This is a genomic window from Kitasatospora sp. NPDC057542 (assembly GCF_042801945.1).
Classification (GTDB): Bacteria; Actinomycetota; Actinomycetes; order Streptomycetales; family Streptomycetaceae; genus Kitasatospora.
This window is the reverse complement of the sequence record NZ_JBHVFE010000738.1, coordinates 1-2556: the sequence shown is the minus strand read 5'-3', so window position 1 is coordinate 2556 and position 2556 is coordinate 1. Positions and strand designations below refer to the sequence as shown.

At 66.4% G+C, this 2556-nt stretch carries 3 protein-coding genes; 2 read left to right on the top strand and 1 reads right to left on the bottom strand.

Annotation, left to right across the window (positions count from 1 at the left end; genetic code table 11):
- Positions 1-266 precede the first annotated feature (266 nt).
- Positions 267-1001 (bottom strand): helix-turn-helix domain-containing protein, encoded by a 735-nt coding sequence (locus ACFU7Y_RS42900; protein ID WP_380771894.1) that lies wholly within the window; start codon positions 999-1001, stop codon positions 267-269.
- 288 nt (positions 1002-1289) lie between these two features.
- Between ACFU7Y_RS42900 and ACFU7Y_RS42895 the strand changes: the two genes are divergently transcribed.
- Complete coding sequence (locus ACFU7Y_RS42895) at positions 1290-1730, top strand: hypothetical protein (protein WP_224284981.1); 441 nt, start codon at positions 1290-1292, stop codon at positions 1728-1730.
- A 114-nt stretch (positions 1731-1844) separates the two neighbouring features.
- Positions 1845-2513, top strand: a complete 669-nt coding sequence (locus ACFU7Y_RS42890) for a hypothetical protein (protein WP_380771892.1) — start codon at positions 1845-1847, stop codon at positions 2511-2513.
- The last annotated feature ends 43 nt before the right edge of the window (positions 2514-2556 follow it).

Sequence of the window (2556 nt, the reverse complement as noted above, 5' to 3'; positions counted from 1 at the left end):
GATCTCCAGATCAGGACAGCAGGCGCACAGGGCCAGCGACCGGCAAAGCCGTCAGCCTCACCCTCCCCAGTGAAGATCACCAACAGCATCCAGAAGTTGAGCCAGAGCCGCGAACCGTGAACAAAGCCAGCCACGCCTCCACCCACCTGCGGCACCTGTTCCCGTACCTGCCCGGCCAGCCGGGCTACCTGCGCAAGGGGGCCGACCGACCACACGGAGGACCGGACGTGCTGGGAAGGACCCGTTCGAGTTCGAGAGGCGGTGGTTCAGCGATCGAAGACATTGGGCAGCCGTCCGTCGGCAGGAGCCCCGTCCCTGGCGGCGGCATGGTCGGCGAGAGTGCACAGCTGGGCGGGGGTGAGTCCGGCCAGGTCACGGAAGTCACGGGTCATGTGCGCCTGGTCGTAGTAGCCGCACAGAGCCGCCAGATCGGCCAGCGACCGGTGGGTGTCGGACGGCAGGGTGAGCGCCCGTTGGAACCGCAGGACCCGGCTGACGGATTGCAGCGGCAGTCCGATCTGCTCTCGGAACAGCACCTGCAACCGCCGGCTGCCGCGGCCTGTGGCAACAGTCAGATCTTTGGCGGATAACTGCCCGTGATGGGCAAGCAGCCGACTCCATGCCTCGGCGACGACCGGCGAGGGGGGCGATGCGTCCGCCATGCGCCGCGTCAGGGCGTTGTCGATGACCGCCCAGCGCCCCTCCCAGTCCGGCACGGCGATGAGCTGCTCGGTGAGCCTCGCTGACCAGCCGGTGCCCAGCACCTCGTCCGGGTGCATGTGGCGGTTGGCTAGGTGGTGCAGCGGCAGCCCCAGGCATGTGTACGCGCCGAGCGGGGTGAACTCCACCTCGACCGACTCCGCAACTCCCTCGTAGCCCCCTTTCACCGATGATGTGTGCAGACCGGCGAGCATCGCATGCCACGTGGTCCGCTCCGCCGGGACGCCCTGCGTGCAGTGGAGCAGGCGCAGGGGATCTCCCCAGCCCAAGATCAACGTCACTGTGGCGGAGGGAAGAGTGAGCCTGACAGGTCCCGGCCCCGCAGTGCGATGACCTCGGTACATCACGACCTGAGCCCGTAACCGCTCGGGTGCGCTGCGTTCCGCGTACCCGCTCCTGTTCCTCGACTCCATGGGCGTTTCAACCTCCATCTGCGGCCCTACGGGCGGGTGCGCGTCAGCCGAATCCGGTGAAGAGAGTGCGCCTTTGTACAAGGCAGGGGAAGAGGCTCCACAGCAATCTGGACACGCCACACGGCATCCCTGGAACGCCACGTAGGAGGAGTCCGAATGCTCAGGAAGATCATCACTACCGCGACAGTGACAACCGTGGCTGCGGGGGCGGTCCTCATGGGGTCCGCGGGTGCGGCCTCCGCCGCCCCGCTCTGGTGCGGGAGCTGGCTGCAGGAGCCCTCCAAGGCGAGCAACATCTCCGCGGTACCCGGAACGTACGCGAACGTCGGAGGACCCACGTACATCCGCGTCAACCAGGGCACCTACGGCGGGAAGTGGTATGCGTGGGCCAAGATGTACAACTACGGCCTCGACTCCGTGGCTCTGATCTGGGTCAACCAGTCGGATGGGGCGATCTACCAGTGCGGTAACCGGGACGGCGTACGGGAGTGGGCCCAGGACTACACCGCTGGCGTTGATGACGCGCACGCCTACAAGGTGCAGGCGAAGTACATGCACTCGAACGTTGCCTACGGTCCGACGGTCGTCTGGCGATGAGCGAAGTCGATGACCCCCTCGCGTGAGCAGATGAGTGTCGTCGGCACGGATGTCCGTGAACCGGCTCCTCGTGCTGACAGCCACGGCCCTGCGATGCCGCACCGGAAGGAGACCATGAAGCGACGGAGGATCTCATCGGTACTACCGGCCGCAGTGGTCTCTCTTCTGCTTCTCGTGTCGGCCGCATGCACCACCGCGCCGAAGGCCGGGACGGCGGCTGACGCGCCCGTGATCACGCAGGGGGCGGGATCCGCAGGCCTTCTCGCGCTTCCCCTGGATGCCTATGAACTGCCGGACGCGGACTACCTCCAGGTGCAGCGGGCGACCATGCACTCGTTGCGTGATTGCATGGCCTCTTTCGGACTGACTCTCAGCGTTCCCGAGGTCTCCACTTCCCGGTACCCTCGGCATGCGACCATGCTCGGCTGGCTCGGTGCCCACGGGGTCGAGCGGTACGGATATCGAGGGCCGGCGAACTTCGCGGACGACATGGCAGCAGCTGCCCGACGTGGCAGTAGACCCATCGTTGTCCCCGAAGACCAGATGGCGGTGTTCGAAGGGAGCGTTCCCCGGTTCCGGGGGGAGAAGGTGCCTGAGGGTGGGTGCGACGGGAGAACCCGTCGCACACTCAACGGCGGAGAGGTCTCGATACAGATCGACGGACTCGACTCCACCGTTCCTCCCGAACGATGGCTTCATGTCCTGGGAGCTCAGGCCGGGGACCGGGCGAGGCCCTCTCTGCCAGCCTTGGGTGAGACATCCCGCTTTGTCGGGTTAGCCTGAGAGGGCCCGAGTAGGAGTTCCACCCCTGATGACCAGCACCAAC